General features: G+C 61.9%; 11 protein-coding genes and 2 tRNA genes. 5 read left to right on the plus strand and 8 right to left on the minus strand.

Features of this window, described 5'->3' with window-relative positions; translation table 11 throughout:
* Positions 1-30 precede the first annotated feature (30 nt).
* Positions 31-1,227 (minus strand): L-2-hydroxyglutarate oxidase, encoded by a 1,197-nt coding sequence (gene lhgO, locus ACYQ2T_RS13620; RefSeq protein ID WP_459901296.1) that lies wholly within the window; start codon positions 1,225-1,227, stop codon positions 31-33.
* A gap of 195 nt (positions 1,228-1,422) precedes the next feature.
* On the opposite strand from lhgO, the gene ACYQ2T_RS13625 reads away from it, so the two are divergent.
* From ACYQ2T_RS13625 to ACYQ2T_RS13640, 4 genes are all read left to right on the plus strand, one after another.
* Positions 1,423-1,959 (plus strand): OmpH/Skp family outer membrane protein, encoded by a 537-nt coding sequence (locus ACYQ2T_RS13625; RefSeq protein WP_459901298.1) that lies wholly within the window; start codon positions 1,423-1,425, stop codon positions 1,957-1,959.
* Positions 1,960-2,068: 109 nt separating this feature from the next.
* Positions 2,069-3,328: a DNA polymerase IV gene (locus ACYQ2T_RS13630; protein WP_459901300.1), complete on the plus strand. Its 1,260-nt coding sequence runs from the start codon at positions 2,069-2,071 to the stop codon at positions 3,326-3,328.
* On the plus strand, positions 3,325-4,731 hold the full coding sequence (locus ACYQ2T_RS13635) for a class II fumarate hydratase (RefSeq protein WP_459901302.1): 1,407 nt from the start codon (positions 3,325-3,327) through the stop codon (positions 4,729-4,731). Before ACYQ2T_RS13630 ends, ACYQ2T_RS13635 begins: the two co-directional genes overlap by 4 nt.
* Positions 4,732-4,858: 127 nt before the next feature.
* Positions 4,859-6,673 (plus strand): DegV family protein, encoded by a 1,815-nt coding sequence (locus ACYQ2T_RS13640; protein ID WP_459901303.1) that lies wholly within the window; start codon positions 4,859-4,861, stop codon positions 6,671-6,673.
* 86 nt (positions 6,674-6,759) lie between these two features.
* On the opposite strand, the gene ACYQ2T_RS13645 is transcribed toward ACYQ2T_RS13640, so the two are convergent.
* The 4 genes from ACYQ2T_RS13645 to ACYQ2T_RS13660 all read right to left on the minus strand — a co-directional run bounded on the left by ACYQ2T_RS13645 (position 6,760) and on the right by ACYQ2T_RS13660 (position 11,020).
* A complete protein-coding gene (locus tag ACYQ2T_RS13645) occupies positions 6,760-8,154 on the minus strand; it encodes an NAD(P)(+) transhydrogenase (Re/Si-specific) subunit beta (RefSeq protein ID WP_459901305.1) in 1,395 nt (464 codons plus the stop codon).
* A 4-nt stretch (positions 8,155-8,158) separates the two neighbouring features.
* On the minus strand, positions 8,159-8,440 hold the full coding sequence (locus ACYQ2T_RS13650) for an NAD(P) transhydrogenase subunit alpha part 2 (protein ID WP_404843249.1): 282 nt from the start codon (positions 8,438-8,440) through the stop codon (positions 8,159-8,161).
* Between the two features lie 11 nt (positions 8,441-8,451).
* Complete coding sequence (locus tag ACYQ2T_RS13655; RefSeq protein ID WP_459901306.1) at positions 8,452-9,642, minus strand: Re/Si-specific NAD(P)(+) transhydrogenase subunit alpha; 1,191 nt, start codon at positions 9,640-9,642, stop codon at positions 8,452-8,454.
* Between the two features lie 151 nt (positions 9,643-9,793).
* A complete protein-coding gene (locus tag ACYQ2T_RS13660; protein ID WP_459901308.1) occupies positions 9,794-11,020 on the minus strand; it encodes an EAL and HDOD domain-containing protein in 1,227 nt (408 codons plus the stop codon).
* Positions 11,021-11,481: 461 nt separating this feature from the next.
* Between ACYQ2T_RS13660 and ACYQ2T_RS13665 the strand changes: the two genes are divergently transcribed.
* Positions 11,482-13,305 (plus strand): methyl-accepting chemotaxis protein, encoded by a 1,824-nt coding sequence (locus ACYQ2T_RS13665; RefSeq protein ID WP_459901310.1) that lies wholly within the window; start codon positions 11,482-11,484, stop codon positions 13,303-13,305.
* A gap of 63 nt (positions 13,306-13,368) precedes the next feature.
* Here the strand turns inward: ACYQ2T_RS13665 and ACYQ2T_RS13670 are convergent, their stop codons facing one another.
* From ACYQ2T_RS13670 to ACYQ2T_RS13680, 3 genes are all read right to left on the minus strand, one after another.
* Entirely contained in the window at positions 13,369-14,100 is a 732-nt protein-coding gene (locus ACYQ2T_RS13670) for a tetratricopeptide repeat protein (RefSeq protein WP_459901312.1), read from the minus strand.
* A gap of 130 nt (positions 14,101-14,230) precedes the next feature.
* A tRNA-Asn gene (locus ACYQ2T_RS13675) sits at positions 14,231-14,306 on the minus strand.
* Positions 14,307-14,638: 332 nt separating this feature from the next.
* Positions 14,639-14,714, minus strand: a tRNA-Asn gene (locus ACYQ2T_RS13680).
* Between the last annotated feature and the right edge of the window lie 214 nt (positions 14,715-14,928).

Genomic DNA, 14,928 nt, shown 5'->3' on the forward strand with positions numbered 1-14,928 from the left:
CGCGCGGCGTTCCCGTTTTTTCTGGCGGGGCTACACGTCGGGGATGGCGGTGTCAGCCACGGTCTGGGCAAAGGCCATGGAACTGGTAAACGCCGGGGAGATGGCGTTAAGAATGTGGGTGGTGTTGCCCGCAGTCTCCACCAGAAAGTCCGTGACCAACTCCCCGGTGGGGATGTGCACCAGTTGGGGGCGGATGCCCACCTTGGGGCTGGGCTGGATGTCCCGTGGCCGCAGCCCCCGCACAAGGCGGCGCGCCTCGCGGAAGAAGTGGGAGAAGGCGTACTTCTTTGTCTCCTCCACCGCCACGGTGCGGAAGGCGTCGTTGGTGCAGAAGAGGATGGCGTCGCGGTAGAGGATGCGCAGGGTTTCGGGGCCGGTGCCCGTTATGCCGGAGTAGTTTTCGCGGCCAAAGGCCGGGGCCGCTGTGGGGCCAACGTACACCGCGCCAGAGACCCCGCGGGTAAAGTGCACGCCAAGAAAGGGATTGCGCGGGTCGGGCACAGGGTAAATGCTGCCGCGCACCTGCACGTCCGCATCCGGGGCAAGGCGCTTGTATGCGCCCTTGAAGGGGATAAGCTGGTACTGCTTGCCGACGCCGAAGACGTGGGCGAGGGTGTCCGCGTGCGCGCCAAGGGTGTTGACGAGGCGGCCAAAGCCCACAGGGCCGTCCGTGGTGGCGACGGTACCCGGTTGCCCCGTCCCGGTGACGCGGACGCCGTACAGAATGCGGACTTTGCCGGAAGTGGTCAGCTCGTCCGTCAGCCGGTTGAGGATGGCCTGAGGGTTCACCACAGCGGTGGTGGGGGAGTGGATGGCGCGGTCCACGGTGCGGGCGTGTGGCTCAATGCCGGCAAGCTCGGCTTCGTCAATAAGGCGGACCTTGGCGCCGTTGGCTGTGGCGCGCTTATGCAGGCTGTCCAGCGCGGGCAGCTGCTCCGGGCTGGCGGCAACGATGACCTTGCCGTTTTCCTTGAGGGGGAGGCCGTTTTCAAGGCAATACTCGCGCATGAGCGCGCCGCCGTGTCTACATGTGGCCGCGCGGGCGGAGCCGGGGGCGTAATAGATGCCCGCATGCAGGACGCCACTGTTGCGGCCCGAGGCATGCGCGCCGGGGGCGCGTTCCTTCTCCAGAATCAAAATGTCCGTATCGCCGCGCCGGAGCAGTTCGCGCGCCAGTGTCAGACCGAGTATTCCCGCGCCGCAGATGACAGTATGGGCATGTATCATTGGGCCACGTCCTTGTTGAAGGCGAGGGGGCGGAGTCTTTATGACGTTGTACGGGGTTTGGCGTGTCTGTACAAGGGGAGGCGTAAGTGGGATTTTCTTTCCACTCCCCTTGCCATGGCTGGCGGGGAAAGGTATGAATTGGAACTTTGAGAACGCAAGAAAACTTTGCATTCACTTTCAACGCTGGAGTACCTAATGAAACTGAAACTGATGTTCGCCGCCGCGCTGATGTTGGCTCTTACCGGACTTGCCGGCTGTCAGCAGCAGTCCGCAGACAAGATTGCCATCGTCGACCCCGCTGAAGTCTTTCAGTCCTGCGAAGCCTGTGTCGCCGGTGGGGACTACCTCCGCGGCATGGGGCAGCAGTTGCAGGGGCGTCTGGCCGAAATCCAGAAGCCCGCAGACGATTCCGCCGATGACGGCGCGCTGAAGAAAGCTCAGGAAGAGTTCATGCAGATGCAGGAACACATGAGTGGCGAACAGCGCCGCATCGTCGAAAAGCTCAACGAGGAATTCAGCGCCGTGCTGGATGAATACCGCGCCGAAAACGGCATTAGCGTTGTTCTGAACAAGCAGCAGGCCCTGTCCTACGGCGACAATGCCGATATCACCAAAGCCGTTGTGGAGGCCATGAACGCCCGCAACATCGACCTCGGCATCGTCAGCGAGACCGCTGAGCCTGCCGCTACGGCCGAAGAGACGGCTGGCGACAACGCCGAATCCGCCGAGTAGCCAGAACTGGCCCAACTCGCCCTGTAAGCCCGCACGGTTCGCCGTGCGGGCTTTCTTGCGCTCTGGCCGCGGCATTGACACCTGCGGGCGCGGGTGCGAAATGAAGGGGATGGACCAACCTCGCCGCATCATTCTGCATGTGGACATGGACGCCTTCTTCGCCAGTGTGGAACAGGCTGACCACCCCAGCCTGAAGGGCAAGCCCGTTATCGTGGGCGGCTCGCACCGTGGCGTGGTGTCTGCCGCATCATACGAAGCCCGCACCTATGGCGTGCACTCCGCCATGCCTATCGCCACCGCGCGCCGCCTGTGCCCGCATGGGGCCTATCAGCCCGTGCGCATGCACCGCTACAAGGAGGTCTCCGCCGTGGTGATGGACATCCTGCGTACCGTGTCGCCCCTTGTGGAGCAGGTGTCCGTGGATGAAGCCTACATAGATGCCACAGGCACGGAGCGCCTGTTTGGCGAGCCTGCCGCCCTTGCCGCTTACCTCAAGGCCGAGGTGCACGCCGCCACGGGGCTGACCTGCTCCGTTGGCGTGGCCCCCAACAAATTTCTGGCGAAAATCGCCTCGGATATGGAGAAGCCGAACGGCGTGTTCATCCTGCACGAGGATGACGTGGCCGCTTTTTTGGAAACACTTCCAGTGCGCAAAATTCCCGGCATTGGTCCTAAGTCGCAGGAGACGCTGCGGCGCTACGGCGTCAGTGTGGCAGGGGACATCCTCAAGCGCCCGGCCACGTTTTGGGAGCAGCGCCTTGGCAGTATGGGGCGCAAGCTCTACGCCCGCGCCCTTGGCGAGGACGACAGCCCCGTGGTCCCCGAGCACGAGCCCAAGTCCTCCAGCGCGGAGAATACGCTGGACGATGATACCTCGGACCTTGCGGTGCTGCGGCAGTGGCTGCTGGTGCAGGCCGAACGCGTGGGCGCGGACCTGCGAAAGCACGGCCTGCGTGGGCGAACCATCACCCTTAAGATCAAGTTCGACAACTTCACCAACCGCACCCGTAGCCGGACGCTGGACGACTGTATGGACTCCACGTCCCTCATCTACGAGACGGCGTGCGAACTCCTCGCGGCGGAGCGTTTGCCGCGCAAGGTGCGTCTTATTGGCGTCGGCGTGTCCAACTTCCGCCAGCCACAGCGCCAACTGAGCCTTTTTGAGATAGAATCCACACAGGCCGCGCCGGACCGTGCGCCGCGCCTTGACCGCGCGCTGGACGCCATACGCCAGCGCTTTGGCGGCGGGGCTGTGCTGCGCGGGGATGTGCTGGCGCTGAAGCACGACGCCGCGGCGGATACCCCCGTGGATGCTTCAGATGCTCCCCCCAATGCATCGCCAGACAATGCCGACAAGGAGACACTATGAGTAGACCCGCACGCGGCGCTGTCCGCATGGAATCCGACACCCTTGGCGAGGTGGCCGTCCCGGCCGATGCGCTGTGGGGCGCGCAGACCCAGCGGGCCATCCAGAATTTTCCCGGCGGCGAGCCGCTGCCCCGCGCGCTGCTGCATGCGCTGTGCGCCATCAAGGGCGCGGCGGCTGAGGTGAACGCGGACCTTGGCCTCATTCCCGACGATGTGGCGGGATGGATTGCCACCGCCGCTGAGGAGGGCGAGCGGGGCGACCTTGACGCGCAGTTCCCCCTGGGCGTTTGGCAAAGCGGCAGCGGCACGCAAACGAATATGAATGTCAACGAGGTGCTGGCCAACCGCGCGGCGCAGCTTGCCGGGGCCGAGATGGGCCGCAAGGATCCTGTGCACCCCAATGATCATGTGAACCGGTGCCAATCCACCAACGATGTGTTCCCTGCCGCCATGCACGTGGCGGCGGTGGGGCTGTTGAGTGAACGCGTTGTACCTGTGCTGGAGGAACTGTCGCGCACTCTCGCCGCCAAGGCCGCCGAGTGGGATGATGTGGTCAAGATTGGCCGCACGCACCTGATGGACGCTGTGCCCATGACCCTTGGGCAGGAGTTTTCCGGCTACGCGGCGCAGGTGCGCGCTGCGGCGGCGCGCCTTGAGGGGTGCTTGCCGGACCTGTTGGAACTGCCGCTGGGTGGAACCGCCGTGGGCACGGGACTCAGCGCGCATCCGGAATTTGCCCGGCGGGTTATTGAGCGCCTTGCCCGGTCGCAGGAGCATCCGTTTGTTCCTGCGCGGAGCCGCTTTGCGGGCATGGCCGCCCATGACGCCATGGTGGCGTGCTCCGGGGCACTGCGCGGGGCGGCGGGCGCGCTGTACAAGGTTGCCAACGACATCCGCTGGCTGGGCAGTGGGCCGTCCTGCGGCATTGGCGAATTGCTCCTCCCTGCCAATGAGCCGGGATCCAGTATTATGCCCGGCAAGGTGAACCCCACCCAGTGCGAGGCCCTGACCATGGCCTGCGCGCAGGTGATGGGACAGGACGGCGCCGTGGCCTTTGCCGGAACGCAGGGCAATTTTGAGCTGAACGTGTTTAAGCCGTTGATTGCGGATAACGTTCTGCGCAGTATGCAGACGCTGGCGGATGTGACCGAATCCTTTTGCCGCGGCACGGTGACGGGGCTGACCCCGCGCCGCGACCGCATCGCCGCCTTTGTGGAGCGCTCGCTTATGCTGGCAACGGCCCTTGCACCGAGTATTGGATATGACGCTGCGGCCCGTGTGGCGCACCATGCGTGGGAGCATGATGTAACGCTTCGGGAAGCCTGTATTGCTTTGGGGGTGATAGCAGAGGAAGAGTTTGATACACTTGTGCAGCCCCAACACATGACTGGCAGGATGGAGTAGAGACACAACGAGTTTTGTTGCGTGCGCAGTATTCGCATTGCTTCAATCGCAGAAAAGCGCTATGAGGCCTGTGCGGAGGGGTGTGCGTTCCCTCCGGTGTGAAATTGCAGTGCACAGAGGAGAACTCATGGCTCATACGCCACAGAGAATACAGTACATAGACGGCATCCGCTTTAAGCGGATACTTTGCGCCGCCGCCAAGAATCTTATCGACAAGCATCGTCACCTCGACGAGATCAATGTCTTCCCCGTGCCCGACGGGGATACCGGCTCCAATATGGCCGGGACCATGCGGTCCATCATCGACGGGGTGTCCCACTCTCTCGACCAATCCATCGACAAGATGAGCAAGATTATTGCCGAGTCCGCCCTGCTGGGCGCGCGTGGCAATTCCGGCGTCATCCTTGCGCAGTTCTTTTGCGGCTTCTCCGAAGGCGTCAAGGACCTGTGCCGCATCACCCCGCGCGAGTTTGCCGACGCCGCGGTCAAGGCCGCAGAGCGCGCCAAGGAGTCCATGTCCTCGCCCAAGGACGGCACAATTTTGACCGTCATCACGGACTGGGCCAACCACCTGCGGGACAATTGCGAAAAGTATGGCGATTTTCCCGAACTGCTGAACGACTCCCTGACGAACGCCCGCAAGTCCCTGACCGGGACCACTGAGCGCCTTGCCTCCCTGAAGGCAGCGGGCGTTGTGGACGCCGGAGCGCAGGGGTTTGTGTACCTGCTGGACGGCATTGTGGAGTTTGTGGAGCGCGGGCGGCTGGACACCAGCATCGAGCGGCAGATTCTGTCCAAGGGCGGCTCCAGCAGCGGGCAGGTGCAGGAACGTGTGGCCGTGGAGGACCTGACCTTCCGCTACTGCACGGAGTGCCTCATCAGCGGGACGGACATCGACCGCAATGCCCTGCGCGGCGAGCTGGCATCCCTTGGCGACAGCCTTATTGTGGCTGGCACCTCGGAGACGGTGCGCGTGCACGTGCACACCAACGAGCCGGACGCCGTGTTCAAGATTGCCGCAACTTACGGCGAGATTTCCCGCGAAAAAGTGGACGACATGCTCCAGCAGCACCGCGACCTCGTGGCCAAGGCCAAGATGGAAGTGGGTATCGTCACCGATTCCTGCTGTGACCTGCCGCAGGAGTTCCTGAACAAATACGGCATTGGCATCGCGCCGCTGACGCTGAAGCTGGACGGGCAGGAATACCTGGACAAGGTGGACATCAGCCCCGAGGAGTTCAACGACCGCCTCAAGGTTTCCACCTCCGCCAAAACCTCCCAGCCTGCGCCTGCGGAGTTCCGCAGTATTTATGATTCCATGCTCGACCAGTACCAGAACGTGGTGGCCGTGCATGTGACCGCAGGCAGCAGCGGCACCTATCAGGGCTCGCGCGCCATCGCGTCCAATCTGGACAGCGAGCGCATTCAGGTGGTGGACGGCAACAACCTCACCGTAGGCCTTGGCCTTGTGGTGCGTGAGGCCGCCCTTGCCGCCAAGCGGGGCCTGTCCGCCGAACAGGTGGCCGACGTTGCGCGCGACGCCGCCAAGCGCGTGCGCATCTTCGTTACGCTGGATACCCTCGATTTTGCCGTGCGCGGCGGTCGTGTGTCCAAGAGTCAGGGCGCGGTTGCCAAGACCCTGAACATCAAGCCCGTGCTGACTTTCTCCCCGGAGACAGGCAAGGCCGAAGTCATCGGCAAGGGCCTTGGCGAACGCCACGCCCGCCGCAAGCTGATGCAGGAAGTGCAAAAGGTCGCCAACGGCAAGCATAACCTGCGTTTTGCCGTGGCCCACGTTGCCGCGCCGGAAACCGCCAAATGCTATGGCGAGATGCTGTGGAGCACCTTCGGCGTTGAGCCGCTGTTCTCCATGGAGGCCTCTCCTGTGCTGGGCTGTTACTCCGGCCTTGGCGCTGCCGCCGTCGCCATCCTCGGCGACTAGACGCCAGCGCCCACTGATACAGACGACAAAGCGCCCCGGTCCTTGCGGACCGGGGCGCTTTTTTTGCGTTCTCTGGCGGGCGGGGCTTAGGCTTCCTTAAGGGCCTCGCAGATGTTTTGCGCGGCCTTTTTGCCGTCCTCAAAATACATCAGCGCGTTATCCGCCGCAAAGAGGGGGTTGGGAATCTTGGCAAAGCCCGGAGACAGGCTGCGCTTGATGACAACCACGGTGCGGCATTCGTCCACGTTGATGATGGGCATGCCCGCGATGGGGCTGCCCGGGTCGGTTTTGGCCAGCGGGTTCACCACGTCGTTGGCGCCAAGGACGATGGCGACGTCAATTTGGCTCATCTCCGGGTTGATGGCGTCCATCTCGCGGAGTTTGTCGTAAGGGACTTCGGCCTCGGCCAGCAGCACGTTCATGTGGCCGGGCATGCGTCCGGCCACGGGGTGGATGGCAAACTCCACATCCGTGCCGCGCGCTTCGAGCAGGTTCATCAGGTCGCGCACGGCGTGCTGGGCCTGCGCCACGGCCATGCCGTAGCCGGGGACGATGGCAACGCGCTGGGCGCTGTCCAGAATCATGGCGATTTCGTCGCCGGAGGTGGCCTTGACGTTGCCCGCGTAGATGTCGTCCTGCGTATCGCCTTGCTGTTCCACCGGGCCAAGCGCGCCGCCAAACAGCACGTTGGCCAGCGAGCGGTTCATGGCCTTGCACATGATTTTGGTCAGGATAATGCCCGATGCGCCGACAAGGGAGCCGGAGATAATGAGCATATTGTTTTGCAGCACAAAGCCCGTGGCCGATGCCGCAAGGCCGGAGTACGAGTTCAGGAGCGCGATGACCACGGGCATGTCCGCGCCGCCGATGGCGACGGTGAGCAATACGCCAAGGATTGAGGCCGCGCCCACCATGGCCCAGTAGGCCATGTGGTTCTCCGGCGAAACAGCCACCACCGCGCCAAGGCCGATGGCGGTGGCAAGCAGGAGCACATTGACCACGCGCTGGCCCGGGAAGGAGCAGGCGTTTTCCAGCAGCAGGCGCTGGAGCTTGGAAAAGGCCACAAGGCTGCCCCAGAAGGTGACGCCGCCAATAATGCCCGACAGGGCCGTGGCGATGGACATTTGCAGGCTGGGCGATGCGCCGGCGCCCGTCGCCTGTACCAGCGCCGCACCGGCCACCAGCACCGACGCGCCGCCGCCAAGGCCGTTGAACACGGCCACCAGCTGCGGCATGGCGGTCATTTCGATGCGGACGGCCAGCAGCACGCCAATGGCCGCGCCCACCACAATACCCGCAAGGATGTACTCAAAGCTGAGGATTTGCGCATCAAAGAGCGTGACCACCACCGCCAGCAGCATGGCCAGCGCGGACATGATATTGCCGCGCACGGCGGTGCGTGGGTGGGTGAGGCCCTTGATGCCAAGGATGAACAGAACCGAGGCCAGCAGGTAGATGAGGTTGATGATGGAGAGCGTCATGCGGTTACCTCTTCTTCTGGAACATTGCGAGCATTCTGTGCGTGACGAGGAACCCGCCCACCACATTGACCGTAGCAAAGACCAGCGCCGCAAAACCAAGCGCCGTCGCCAGAGTGGAATGCTGACTGCCGGAGGCAAGCAGCGCGCCCACAATGGTAATGCCGGAGATGGCATTGGTGCCGGACATCAGCGGCGTGTGCAGCGTTGGCGGAACCTTGGTGATAACTTCAAAGCCGACGAAGACCGCCAGCACAAAGATGCTAAGCCCGATAACGAAGGTATCCATATGCGGCCTCCTTAGCTGGCTGCGGTTTTGCTGATGGCGCTGGCGTCTTCATCGGGGAACAGGCGCTCCAGCACGGTTGGGTGGATGATGCGCCCGCCGTGCGTCACAGTGGTTCCGGCGATGACCTCGTCATCAAGGTCCACCTGCACCTGCCCGTCCTTGGTCATGGCAAGCAGCAGGGTGGTGATGTTTTTGCCGTACATTTGGCTGGCGTCGCGGGCCAGCGTGGCCGGAAGGTTGGTCGGCCCAAGAATGGTGACCCCGTGGTGGCGCACTGTGGTGTCGGCCTGCGTCAGCTCGCAGTTGCCGCCGGTTTGCGCGGCAAGGTCAATAATCACGGACCCGGCCTGCATGGACTCCACCATCTCGCGCGTGACGAGCATGGGCGCGGTTTTGCCGGGGATGGCCGCGGTGGTGATGACCACGTCGTTGGCCGCCACAACGCGCGCCATAAGCTCGCGCTGTTTGCGGTAAAAATCGTCGCCAAGGGCCTTGGCGTAGCCGCCGGAATCCTCGGCGTCGTCGGCGTCCAGCTCCATTTCAACGAATTTGGCCCCAAGGCTTTGCACCTGCTCCTTTACGGCGGGGCGGACGTCGTAGGCCTCTACCACCGCGCCAAGGCGCTTGGCCTGCGCTATGGCCATCAGCCCGGCCACACCAACGCCCACCACAAAGACGCGCGCCGGGGCAATGGTGCCAGCCGCCGTCATCATCATGGGGAACATTTTAGGGAGCGTATCCGCCGCCATGAGCACGGCCTTGTAGCCGGACAGCGTGGCCATGGACGACAGGGCGTCCATGCTCTGGGCGCGGGTGATGCGCGGGATAAGCTCCATGGACAGGAGCGTGGCCCCGGTTTCGGCAATGCGGCTGGTTTCATCGGCAGAGGTGAACGGTTCGCTCAAGCCGATAATGCACTGCCCCTGCCGCAGCAGGGGAATGTCCTCGGCCCCGCGTTCTGGGTTGGCACCGGGGGTGCGAACGCAAAGGATAACGTCGGCCTCGGCCATGAGGGCGGCCTTGTCCGCGACGATGCGCGCGCCTTTGGCTTCGTATTCTGTGTCGGAGAATCCGGCGGCGTCACCGGCTCCCGCTTCCACAAGCACGCCGAGGCCGGCCTTCATAAGCGGGGCAAGCCCCGCCGGAGGGACGGCCACACGCGCCTCGCCCGGATAGGTTTCCCTTGGAATAGCAACGTTCATGTGCTGCACGCTCCTTATGGACTAAAGACTCCTGGATGCAGTGCATCTGTAAAACATTTCATGAAAAATAACCACATGTTGCATGCGGTTTGTTTGGGAGGAGCAAGGCGAACAGGGGAAGGCCGCGCAAAAGGTGCGCGATATGAGGGGATTATCCGGCGGCGTTGCGGGTGAAGGCGTCGGCCCACTCCAGCGCAGCGGTGTACGCTGTTGCCGCCGCATCGGGGGCGATGCCCAGTTCGGACAGGGTGGCGTCAATGGTGTCCCACGAGGCAAGCTCATAGGCCGAGGCAAGGGTGAGCCAAATGGTATTTGGCGTGTCGCGGCCCAGCAGGGCGTCCTTGAGGTCCTGCTCAAGGGGAAGCCGCCCGATGATGTCCTGCATGGGCATTTCGAGGATGGATTCCAGCATGGAGAACAGGCCGAGCAGGAACAGGCTGTCAGGATCCGTGCCCGTCGGCCGTTCACGCGCGAGGGTTTCAAAGAACTTGGCGCGCTTGAGGGCCGTGATGAGCAATTCCTCGGTGCGTACGTCGGGGTTGAGGTCCGTAAAGACGATAATGCGCAGCCAGCGGCGCAGCTGTTTCCAGCCTAGGAGCACCACGGCCTGCTTGATGGTGTTGATTTTGTCGGGAAAGCTGAATGCTGCGGAATTGAGGTAGGTGAGCAGACGGTAGCTGAGGGCGGCGTCGTTTTGGATGGTGTGGGCCAATTCGTCAAAGTCGCCGGAGGGGTGCTCAATGATTTGCAGCAGGCGGAAGCGCGAGGCTTCGTGCGAGGTCATCTCGCGGCGGTCGAGATTTTCGGGGATGGCGAAGAAGGGCCCTTGAAAAAGCGAGCACCCGGCTTCGCGCGTTTCGGCAAGCTGAAAGCGGTCCTGAATGTGGCGGGCGATGACGTTCGCGCCGATGGTGTCGCTTTCCCCGGCTATTTCCTCTACTTGCTCCAGCGAGAGCAGTTCGGAGTTGACCAGCACATAGTCCGCCAGCGGCGCGGAGCTGTCCTGCATGGAGGTGTAGAAGTCAATCTCCACCGCCACTTTGTAGCCGCGGCGCCGCAGCAGGGTGAAGACCATTTCCATGTCGTTGCTGTGTTTTTGGTCGGGAACGATGATGATGGTTTTGTCCGGGGGCAGGGCGGACAGGGCGTTTTGGCGGAAGTCCACGCAGATCATTTTTCCGGCTTCGCACAGGCTGGTGATGGTGGAGCGTGTGTCCGGGTCGGAGGGGCCCATGTCCACCAATGCGTCAAGTTCATGCCCCTGCGAGGTGCTAAAGAGCAACTCGTAGCCCCACACCGAATAATCGCTGGAAAAGATGGGCTGACGCGTGAAGTAGGTCGTCATCACCTCATTGGATGTGGGCGCGGGCTTGGACATGCATCCTCCACAGAGTGCGTTTTGGCTATCGTTTTCAACATACAGCATATGCATATTCCGGGGCAAGGAATTCACCAAAAGGGGTGAAAGTTGTTCAATTGCAACGGAATGTGACGGTTGCAACCTGATTGTAACAAAAGATGTGTAGTGGTTGTCATAAGCTGTGAGAACTCCTCGCCAAACGGCACCTTACGCTGTGTGACGCGCGTGTGTGGCAACTGGCGCGCTCCGGTGGCGGGATTCGCCGTATGGCACGCGGGGAGGGGCTTGACGGGTGGTGATATGCCGCAGGGAAGGGTCTGCGTCTGTTCTATACTGCGCTATCAATAATGTGTGGCGCAACAAAGACGTATGCCATCTGTGACTTGGGGGGTGGTGAGAAACAGGAAAAACGTTGTGGCAGAAGGGTCGACGCGGTATATGTAATACTAGGGAACAAACCACTTACAGGGGGAAGCGGCATGCTGCGCAAAGTGTCTATAGGGGTACGAATAACCATCGTCATGTGTGTGATGGTGCTGTTCATTGTCGGAATTATACTGGCCTTTATGTATAATTCCTCGAAGGTGGAGCAAATTAGCACGCAGGCAGTCCAAAACATCATGTTCCGGGGGCAGAAGACCAAAATATCCGTGGCCGCAAATTCTTTGGCCCGGTCCTTTGGCGATACGCTCCAGGGCAAGTCTCCTGAGGAAGCCGCCGCATTCATGCGCAAGGCGCTCAAAAACATCCGCTTCGAAGATGATGAATCAGGTTACTTTTTCGTGTACCAAGGCACGACAAACGTTGTGCATCCCACCCGTCCTGACTTTGAGGGCACGGAGCGCGGCGACTCGCGCGACCCCACCGGCAAGTATTACCTGAAGGAAATGGCTAAGGAGGCAGACAAGGGCGGCGGCTACGTGCAGTACGTCTTTGATAAACCCGGCGCTGGCGAACAGCCGAAAATCAGTTACGCCACACCTGTCCCCGGTACCCCCTACTGGATAGGTACCGGTGTGTACATCGACAACATTCAGCGCGAAAAAGAGCGCATTTCTGCAAACATTGATGACGTGGTGTCCAAGAACACGCGCTTTATCGTCATCATCATTGTCATCGGCCTCGGTGTGGGTATTCTTCCTGCGCTGTTCCTTATCATCCGGACAATCGTCCTGCCCATCAAGGCCGCGACCGACGCCGCGGCTGGCATCGCCAATGGCGAGTACGACGTGCATCTGGACGAGCGCGGCCGCGACGAGGCGGCCCAACTGAGTGAGGCCCTCAATTCCATGGCCGCAACCCTGCGCCAGAATATTGAGGAAATTACCCGCAAGACGCAGGAAGCCGAAGACAAGGCCCACGCCGCAGAGGTCGCCATGGGCGAGGCCGAAGAGGCCCGCAAAGAGGCCACCCGGGCCAAGGCCGAGGGGCTGTTGCAGGCGGCCATGAGTCTGGAGCAGGTGGTGACGCGCATCTCCGCCGCGTCCGAGGAAATCTCCGCACAGTCCGAGGATATCCGTCAGGGCTCGGATGTGCAGAAGGAGCGCATCCAAACCACGGCCACAGCCATGGAAGAAATGAACGCCACCGTGCTGGAAGTGGCGCAGAACGCCGGTTCCGCCGCGGAGCGCGGCGCAGAGGCGCGCGAAAAGGCCCAGCACGGCGCAAAGGTGGTCAACCATTCCGTGGAGGCCATGAACACCACCTACAAGCAGGCCGAACAGCTCAAGGAAAATATGGCCCAGCTGGATGAACAGGCACAGGCCATTGGCAACATCATGAGCGTGATCACGGACATTGCGGACCAGACGAACCTGCTGGCGCTCAATGCGGCCATTGAGGCGGCGCGCGCTGGCGAGGCAGGCCGCGGCTTCGCCGTTGTTGCTGACGAGGTGCGCAAGCTGGCTGAAAAGACCATGGGCGCCACCAAGGAAGTGGGCGACTCCATCGACTCCATCCAGCGGGTGGCCGAGGAGAACGTCAGCTCCATGGAACGGGCGCTGACCGACCTTGAAAAGGCCGTGGAGTACTCCAACCAGTCCGGCACGGTGCTGACCGAAATCGTGCAGGAGACGGAATCCTCCGCCGAGCAGATTCAGGGCATCGCCGCCGCGGCGGAAGAGCAGTCCGCGGCGAGTGAGGAAATCAACCAGTCCATCGAAGAGGTCAACGTCATCACTGGCGAGACGGCCCAGCGCGTGGGTGAAACCGTTGAGGCCCTGCGCGAGCTTGCCGAGCAGGCCGAGACCTTGAATACCCTTGTGGCGCAGCTGAAGGAAGAAGGACAGCGTAGCGACGACTAGCCGTTCCCCTTGAAGCAGTAGACGAAAGCGGGCCTTCTCCGGCAGGAGAAGGCCCGCGTGTTTTTAGGGCGAGTTTTTGAAGAGTTTGAGGAACTTTTGGGCTTCGGCAAAGTCTGGCCGCAGGCTGAGGGCGCGGCGCAGGTGCTTTCCGGTGAGTTCGGCGTCCTCTGGCTCGCCGCGGGCGTAGTAGGCGCGGGCGATGTTGAAGTGCAGGTTCTCGTCGCCGTCGTTATAATCGAGGGCCTTGGCATAGTAGGCGATGGCCTCTTCGTGCAGGCCCTGCTTGCGCAGGCTGATGCCAAAGGTGTTGAACATGTGGCGCTGCTCTTCGTTAAAGGTCTCGTCCTTGCTGAGCAGGATGTCCAGCACCTGCTTGAGCTTTTGGGCATCGCCGCTTTCGCTGTACACGGTGCCAAGGCCAAGGTTGGCCTCCACGTTTTCCTCATCAATCATCGTTGCCTTGAGGAATTCGCGTTCGGCGGGGCCGAAGAGGCGCTTGTCCAGATACTGCGCGCCAAGTTCCAGCTTTTTTTGCAGCGATTTCAGCTGGGGCAGGGTGCGCTGCTCATAGAAGCCCGGCTCCGGCGTGAAGTCGCGCATAAAGTCGCCCTTGGAGACTTCATGCCGCATGCCCGAGGGGACGTTATTTTCATTGAGGGGCTGTACTTCGTAGGTGTCGTCGCTCAGGCGGCGGGCGTACCAGTAGGTACTGGACGCCTTGTCAGACAGGGTCGTGCCCACGCCGGTTTTGCCGGCGGCGGCCTTGGAGTAGATGCCGAGGGTTCGTGGATACATTGCGCGGTACCTCCGCAGGTTCCAGTGAACGTCCACTGTACCACGGATGGCGCGGTGATGGCGAGGCGGCGGGGCAAAAGCGAGAAGGCATGAAAAAAGCCCTCACCATTATGGTGAGGGCTGAATTCTCTGGCTCCCCGGGACGGACTTGAACCGCCAACCTAGTGATTAACAGTCACCCGCTCTGCCGATTGAGCCACCGGGGAATGCTGGACGGCGTTGCCCGCCGTCGAGAATGGGATTTAAGGAGATTTGCTCTGCCCGTCAAGCGGAAAAAGCACTTTTTTTGTTTTCCACCCGGATTTTTGAGCGGGCGGCGAGTGCTGGGGCCGGGGGCCAAGGCGCCAAAACCACTGCCATACACCGCTGCGGGGGGTCAGCGAGGGGCTTGAGGCCTGATTCGCATGGGGAGTTCTGCTTTTGGTGTGCAGGTGGGAGAGGGGTGGGGCAGGGCGTGTTGGTCTGCGGCGCGTGGGCTCACAGTGCACGCCTGTCACACAAAAAAAGCCCTCACCATGATGGTGAGGGCTGTACTCTCTGGCTCCCCGGGACGGACTTGAACCGCCAACCTAGTGATTAACAGTCACCCGCTCTGCCGATTGAGCCACCGGGGAATCTTGCGTGAACGGTTTCGCCGTCCGCGGATTGGGTTAATAGGGATTTCGCAAATGCCCGTCAAGAAGAAATTTCCAATTGCTGGCAAAAAAGTTTATGTGGGTGCTGGAAGGCGGCGCTGGTGGGCCTGTTCTTGACGCCGCGCCCCAATGCGAATACACCTCACGGGTTCTTTCACGATGAACGTCACGGTTTGGAGAGATTACCTTGAGT

It is taken from the genome of Desulfobaculum senezii (genome assembly GCF_054657395.1).

Excerpts from the sequence above, each read along its gene's own strand:
- ACYQ2T_RS13655 (WP_459901306.1), bottom strand. The coding sequence starts at position 9,642 with ATGAACGTTGCTATTCCAAGGGAAACCTATCCGGGCGAGGCGCGTGTG.
- ACYQ2T_RS13635 (WP_459901302.1), top strand. The coding sequence starts at position 3,325 with ATGAGTAGACCCGCACGCGGCGCTGTCCGCATGGAATCCGACACCCTT.
- ACYQ2T_RS13665 (WP_459901310.1), top strand. The coding sequence starts at position 11,482 with ATGCTGCGCAAAGTGTCTATAGGGGTACGAATAACCATCGTCATGTGT.
- ACYQ2T_RS13630 (WP_459901300.1), top strand. The coding sequence starts at position 2,069 with ATGGACCAACCTCGCCGCATCATTCTGCATGTGGACATGGACGCCTTC.
- ACYQ2T_RS13625 (WP_459901298.1), top strand. The coding sequence starts at position 1,423 with ATGAAACTGAAACTGATGTTCGCCGCCGCGCTGATGTTGGCTCTTACC.
- ACYQ2T_RS13640 (WP_459901303.1), top strand. The coding sequence starts at position 4,859 with ATGGCTCATACGCCACAGAGAATACAGTACATAGACGGCATCCGCTTT.
- ACYQ2T_RS13645 (WP_459901305.1), bottom strand. The coding sequence starts at position 8,154 with ATGACGCTCTCCATCATCAACCTCATCTACCTGCTGGCCTCGGTTCTG.
- ACYQ2T_RS13670 (WP_459901312.1), bottom strand. The coding sequence starts at position 14,100 with ATGTATCCACGAACCCTCGGCATCTACTCCAAGGCCGCCGCCGGCAAA.
- lhgO (WP_459901296.1), bottom strand. The coding sequence starts at position 1,227 with ATGATACATGCCCATACTGTCATCTGCGGCGCGGGAATACTCGGTCTG.
- ACYQ2T_RS13660 (WP_459901308.1), bottom strand. The coding sequence starts at position 11,020 with ATGTCCAAGCCCGCGCCCACATCCAATGAGGTGATGACGACCTACTTC.
- ACYQ2T_RS13650 (WP_404843249.1), bottom strand. The coding sequence starts at position 8,440 with ATGGATACCTTCGTTATCGGGCTTAGCATCTTTGTGCTGGCGGTCTTC.